This is a genomic window from Actinomycetes bacterium (assembly GCA_036510875.1).
GTDB lineage: Bacteria > Actinomycetota > Actinomycetes > Prado026 > Prado026 > DATCDE01.
This window is the reverse complement of the sequence record DATCDE010000233.1, coordinates 1-6060: the sequence shown is the minus strand read 5'-3', so window position 1 is coordinate 6060 and position 6060 is coordinate 1. Positions and strand designations below refer to the sequence as shown.

7 protein-coding genes and 1 pseudogene are annotated in these 6060 nt (G+C 68.6%); 3 read left to right on the top strand and 5 right to left on the bottom strand.

Features of this window, described 5'->3' with window-relative positions:
• The 3 genes from VIM19_13585 to VIM19_13575 all read left to right on the top strand — a co-directional run.
• On the top strand, positions 1 to 199 hold a 199-nt coding region (locus VIM19_13585; protein HEY5185903.1), incomplete at its 5' end, for a hypothetical protein.
• Between the two features lie 66 nt (positions 200 to 265).
• On the top strand, positions 266 to 571 hold the full coding sequence (locus tag VIM19_13580) for a hypothetical protein (GenBank protein ID HEY5185902.1): 306 nt from the start codon (positions 266 to 268) through the stop codon (positions 569 to 571).
• A gap of 18 nt (positions 572 to 589) precedes the next feature.
• Entirely contained in the window at positions 590 to 781 is a 192-nt protein-coding gene (locus tag VIM19_13575; protein ID HEY5185901.1) for a hypothetical protein, read from the top strand.
• A gap of 256 nt (positions 782 to 1037) precedes the next feature.
• Here the strand turns inward: VIM19_13575 and katG are convergent, their stop codons facing one another.
• The 5 genes and pseudogenes from katG to VIM19_13550 all read right to left on the bottom strand — a co-directional run bounded on the left by katG (position 1038) and on the right by VIM19_13550 (position 6060).
• Positions 1038 to 3224 carry a catalase/peroxidase HPI gene (gene katG, locus VIM19_13570; GenBank protein ID HEY5185900.1) on the bottom strand — a complete coding sequence of 729 codons (2187 nt, stop codon included), beginning with the start codon at positions 3222 to 3224 and terminating at the stop codon, positions 1038 to 1040.
• Positions 3225 to 3294: 70 nt separating this feature from the next.
• Complete coding sequence (locus tag VIM19_13565) at positions 3295 to 3726, bottom strand: Fur family transcriptional regulator (GenBank protein HEY5185899.1); 432 nt, start codon at positions 3724 to 3726, stop codon at positions 3295 to 3297.
• Between the two features lie 385 nt (positions 3727 to 4111).
• Positions 4112 to 5359: a HipA domain-containing protein gene (locus VIM19_13560; GenBank protein HEY5185898.1), complete on the bottom strand. Its 1248-nt coding sequence runs from the start codon at positions 5357 to 5359 to the stop codon at positions 4112 to 4114.
• Positions 5359 to 5670: a helix-turn-helix transcriptional regulator gene (locus VIM19_13555; GenBank protein HEY5185897.1), complete on the bottom strand. Its 312-nt coding sequence runs from the start codon at positions 5668 to 5670 to the stop codon at positions 5359 to 5361. Before VIM19_13555 ends, VIM19_13560 begins: the two co-directional genes overlap by 1 nt.
• Positions 5671 to 5870: 200 nt before the next feature.
• A pseudogene (locus VIM19_13550) lies at positions 5871 to 6060 on the bottom strand (response regulator).

Sequence of the window (6060 nt, the reverse complement as noted above, 5' to 3'; positions counted from 1 at the left end):
CGCGTTCACCGGCGGAGTCGGACTCATCTCCACCCTGGTCGCCCTGATCGCCACCGCGATCCTGACCAGCGGGCTGACCATCACCGGGCTGACCACGTGGATCCTGGCCGCCCTCATCGTCTGGCTCGCCGGGGCCATCGCCGCGTTCCTCCTGCCCTTGATCTTCGTCAAGCGGACCGTCCAGGAACGCCGCGCCTGAGACGCACCCTCGTGAATGGCCGATGTGGCGCGGGGCAGTCCGGCGATCGTGCGGTGAGCGGCTCCGATGACTGGCGAGTCGTTGCTGGGACCGTTCGCGGCGTCCGATGATGTCCCTTCGAGGACTCTGCTCAGCCTGGCCGAGGAGATCGGTGACCAGGCCCGTGGCGAGCTAGCTGCGTCGGGGGTCACCATCAGCCGCTTCGTCGCCGTCACGCAGGAGTGGGTGACGATCGCCAACATCGGACGCCGGGGCCTTGGAGAGGAACGGTTCCCCACCGACGAGAGGTACTTGCGCAGCCGGTTTCCGCAGGTCACCGTGCTGCTGGAGCGTGGCGAGGGGTACCTGGCGGTGCAGCACGCGCCCGAGTGACCGCCGGAGGTCGCCCGGATGCTGGCGCTGTTCGGCAAGAGCTCGTGCGTCGGCGTCCTGCTGAACGCAGAGGACGGCCAGCTGTGGGGCGAGCTGTACGCCACGCGCGACTATGGGCGCCCGGTGTTCGGACAGCGCGCGCTGGCCCTTGCGACCGCCCTCGCCGCCGAGGCGGGTCCGCGGCTCGCGGCTCAGCCCGCCTCCCGTTGAACCCCGTGGTGAAGGGCTCCGCGTTCGGCGAGGTAACGCTATGGGCAGACCGCTCGTGGGTCTCGTGCGAGTCCGGCGTCGAAGCCGAGGTGACGCGGGGTCAACCCTGAGACGGTGCGGGGCACCCTGCGAGCCGGATGGCCACCACCCTCGCAGGGTGCCCCGCAGGTTCGTTCTGCGCCTTGCGGGTGGTGAACCGACCCGCAAGACCGAGGACGTTCAGGTCGGCTGACGAGGGTAGACCTGAACGTCGGGATCAGGCGAGGTCGAACCGATCGAGATTCATGACCTTGTCCCACGCGGCAACGAAGTCGTGCCCGAACTTCTGCTGCGAGTCGTCGCTCGCATAGACCTCCGCGAGTGCCCGAAGCTGGGAGTTCGAACCGAAGACGAGGTCAACGCGGCTGCCGGTCCACTTCAGCTCACCCGACGCACGATCGCGACCCTCGAAGGTGTCCTCGGCCTCGGACGTCGCCTGCCACACCGTGTCGAGGTCGAGCAGGTTCACGAAGAAGTCGTTGGTCAACGCCTCGGGCTGCTTGGTGAAGACGCCGAGCTGGGACTGCTGGGCGTTCACGTTCAGGGCACGCAGTCCGCCCACGAGCACGGTCATCTCGGGAGCGGTCAGCGTCAGCAGCCGCGCCTTGTCGACCAGCAGGAACTCCGCCGGCTTGTCGTGGCCCTTGCTGACATAGTTGCGGAACCCGTCGGCGGTCGGCTCGAGCACGGCCATCGACTCGACGTCGGTCTGCTCCTGCGACGCGTCCGCGCGACCCGGCGCGAACGGCACCTGGACCTCGAACCCGGCGTTCTTCGCGGCCCGCTCGATGGCGGCGGCGCCACCGAGCACGATCAGGTCGGCGAGCGAGACCTGCTTGGTGCCGCCGGCCTGCATGCCGTTGAACTCCTGCTGGATCCCCCCCAGAGTCCGCAGCACCTTCGCCAGCTCAGCGGGGTTGTTGACGTCCCAGCCGATCTGGGGGGCGAGTCGGATACGGGCGCCGTTGGCTCCCCCGCGCTTGTCGGTCCCGCGGAACGTTGACGCCGAGGCCCAGGCGGTCGAGACCAGTTGGGAGACCGACAGCCCCGAGGCGAGGATCTTGTCCTTGAGGGCGGCGACGTCGCCAGCGCCGATCAGCTCGTGCGTGACCGCGGGGACGGGATCCTGCCAGATCAGCTGCTCGGAGGGAACCTCCGGGCCGAGGTATCGGGCGATCGGGCCCATGTCGCGGTGCGTCAGTTTGAACCACGCCCGGGCGAACGCGTCGGCGAACTCCTGCGGGTTCTCGTGGAAGCGCCGCGAGATCTGCTCGTACGCCGGGTCGAACCGGAGAGCGAGGTCGGTCGTGAGCATGACCGGGGCGTGCTTCTTCGACGAGTCGTGGGCGTCCGGGACGGCGTCGGCCGCCGCGGGATCCGTCGGAATCCACTGAGACGCACCGGCGGGGCTCTTCGACAGCTGCCACTCGTAGCCGAACAGGGTCTCGAAGAAGCTGTTGTCCCACGACTTCGGCGTGGGCGTCCAGGCGCCCTCCAGACCACTGGTGATCGTGTCCCCACCGTTGCCGCTGCCGTACGTGTTCTTCCAGCCGAGGCCCTGCTCCGCGAGGGGCGCAGCCTCCGGCTCGCGGCCCACGTACTGGTTCGGGTCTGCCGCACCGTGGGTCTTGCCGAACGTGTGACCGCCGGCGATGAGGGCGACGGTCTCCTCGTCGTTCATCGCCATCCGCGCGAACGTCTCGCGGATGTCGCGGGCCGCGGCCACTGGGTCCGGGTTGCCGTTCGGGCCTTCGGGGTTGACGTAGATGAGACCCATCTGGACGGCTCCGAGCGGGTTCGCGAGCTCGCGATCGCCGCTGTAGCGGGCGTCACCGAGCCACTCGGCCTCAGATCCCCAGTTGACCTCCTCGGGCTCCCACACGTCCGGGCGGCCGCCGGCGAAGCCGAAGGTCTCGAAGCCCATCGACCCCAGGGCGCAGTTGCCGGCCAGGACGATGAGGTCGGCCCACGAGAGCGCCCGGCCGTACTTCTTCTTGACCGGCCAGAGAAGGCGGCGCGCCTTGTCGAGGTTCGCGTTGTCCGGCCAGCTGTTGAGCGGAGCGAAGCGCTGCTGGCCAGCACCGGCACCGCCACGACCATCACTGATGCGGTAGGTGCCCGCGCTGTGCCACGCCATCCGGATGAAGAACGGCCCGTAGTGGCCGTAGTCCGCGGGCCACCACCCCTGCGGCGTGGTCATCACGGTCTCGATGTCCCGCCTCACGGCCGCAAGGTCGAGGGACTTGAACTCCTCGGCGTAGTCGAACTCCGCACCCATGGGGTCGCCCTGGGGGGAGTTCGCGTGGAGAACGTTCACGTCCAGCTGGTTGGGCCACCAGTCACGGTTCGACGTACCCCCGTTCGAGTGCACGACCGGGCAGGTGCTCACGGTCTCCTCGTTCATGTCTCCTACGACTGCATCATGACTTTCAGACACGGGAATCCTTCCGGGACCAGGTGGTTCGATGGGGGGATCAGGAACTGGGTGGGGTGGAGCAGGCAGGGCACAGGCCCCAGTAGACGACCTCGGCCTCGTCGATCGAGTAGCCGTGGTCGTCGGACGCGGTCAGACAGGGCGTGTAACCGACGGCGCAATCGACATCGGCGATGGCGCCGCACGACCGGCACACGACGTGGTGATGGTTGTCTGCGACCCTCGACTCGTAGCGGGCCACGGAGCCCGCTGGCTCGATGCGCCGCACCAGACCCGCGGAAGTCAGCGCACGCAGCACGTCGTAGACGGCCTGCTTGGACACCTCAGGGAGATCCTCACGCGCGACAACGATGATCGAGTCCGTCTCGGCGTGCGGATTCTCGTAAACGGCGGTCAGCACCGCCACCCGAGGACGCGTCACCCGCAAGGCGGCCCCGCGCAACAAGTGCTCGACCTCCAACGGCACGGGCACCAACCGAGTCTGGACCCATATTCTGGAATCAGTCAAGAATCCAGCTGGCAGCCTTCGCCCGCCCTGGTCAACTGCCGACGCGGACTGCTGAGAAGTGGGTGACCCGAGCGGGGGACGCCGGCGTTGCGCGACTGACCTGGGGCGGAAGGTGCAGGGGTTCGCCTCACCCTGCCGTAGCAGCCGCGAGCGACGAGCCCGGCCATGGCCACGGCCACGGCCACGAGCGCACGATCGTTGCTTGGCGGATGCCCACGCGTTCGCCCGACGACACCTCGAACGTAACCTGCTCGTCGGTCGGCCGACCCCGCGGTCGCCGATCCGACGCGACGAACGGGCTCACCATCTCGTGACCCCGCCTTGCTGGGGTTATGGGGCTCGCGCGGTGCTAGAACGGCACGGTCTTGAGCGCGTCGAACGCCGGCGTCATCTCGTCGATGTCCTCCTCCGGCAGACCGAAAGCTGCGGCGACCGTGCGCCATCCGGAGACCGCGGTCGCGACTTCGGCAAGGACCTGGCGGGCGCGCTCGTCATCGAGGCGGAACTCGGAGGCGACTCCGAGCGCGACGGCGATGCTGGCGGTGTCGTCGCTGATGTCTATGGCAGTGCTCAGATGTCGGGGGCCCGGCTCGGGGTTGGGGTTGAGGTCGAACGCGGGTGACAGGCGCCAGGTGTCGTCGTGCTGGTGCAGGAACCCGTGGTTGCGGAGGTGGTCGTCGGTGTTGGAGATCAGCACCGAGAAGACGATGCGTCGCCACAGTTGCTCGAGCTCCTCGCTGGCGTTGTCGGAGTGATTCTCGATCACTTCGGCGATCTCCAGGTAGCTTCGCTGATCTCCTTCGCTGGCCTCCAGCATCGTCATGGCACTGAGGTAGCCGACCCGCGTGCCGTCGCGTCGCCGGTCGAACCGGTCGACGATCAGGACACTTCGCCCGGCCAGGCGCAGCAGCTGCGAGGGGGGGACGGCGATGCCGGCGGCTCGGGCCAGGTCCAGAGCGACCTTCTCCCAGGCCATGACGTTCCAGGTGTCGTGGGCCGCGCTGGGGAACTTGGCGATCGCAATGCTGCCGTCGCTGCCGAGCACGTGGGCCTTGGGACGGGCTCCACCCAGCGAGCTGCCGACGCGGATGAGTCGCTGCAGGTCGGTCAGGTCGGCCGTGTCCGTCTCGGCCCGCGCCGCGAGGTCCATCAGCTCCGGCAGGTCTGTGAGCGCGGGGACGCCGGAGCCCTCGTCGGCGAGGAACGGTCCCGCGCCCTCGGCGCGTCCTGCGCGAAAGCGCAGGGCTCCTTGGCGCAGGTCATCGCGTACGCCGAGCAGGTAGTCGACCTCGCTGAGGCTGCGTGCGGTGCGTCCCTCGGCCCGCGCGGCCGCGTACTCCCGGCGCTTGACCAGCGTCTTGCCCCACCGGTCGGGCGCACCGTCGGTGAACGCACCGAACAGTGTCGCGGCGATGCGCGTCTGGCGCGGAGAGGTGCCTAGCGGCAGCTGCGGGTCAAGCGCGTACGTGCCGGGGAGCGCCACGTAGGAGCTGACGTAGGCGAACGTGGCCGACTCTGTTCCACGTCCGCGGTGGCTGACCAGGGTGCCCGCGTGGACGGTGGTGGCGCCGAGCACGACGTGGACGGAGACATCCATCAGGTTGCCTTCCGCGACCGGACGCGTCGGGGCAGTGACTCATCAGCGCGCAGCTGCCCGACTTCAGTGGTGTACGGGTCGACCGCGGCAGCGATCGGCTCGAGCACGCCCAGTGCGCGGGCCACACGTAACACGTTCTCGAGGGTGGCGCCGCGGCCGTTCTCCAGGCGCACCACGGTGCTCACGCCGACGCCGGCGCGGTCGGCGACCTCCGCGACGGTCAACCGTCGCAGTTTGCGCCAGCTGGCCAGGTTCTCACCCAGGCGCCGCTGGGCACGGGAGACCGCCATCGGGGTCCTGCCCGTAGCCATCGTATCCACCTCCTGGAGTGTCATTAGTGACATCATACACGCTTTTACAAGTCAGAATTGACATCTAATTGATATCACTGGAAGCGCCTGGCATGGACATTGGAGCCCCTGGGCCAGGCCTCGATGTCCCGCCGCCCGGAAGCACGAGATCAGGTGGACGTCCGGACCTTGGCTGCGCAACGGTGGTCCCCACCGGCGACGGCGCGCGGCCGGCGCAGCATGGCCCGCACCCGCGCGATCAGCTCGCGCGGGGAGAACGGCTTGACCAGGTAGTCGTCGGCACCCACCGACAACCCCACGATCTTGTCGACCTCCTCGTCCCGGGCGGTCAGCATGATGACGTACGCATCGGTGAACGCGCGCAGCTGCCGGCACACCTCGATCCCGTCG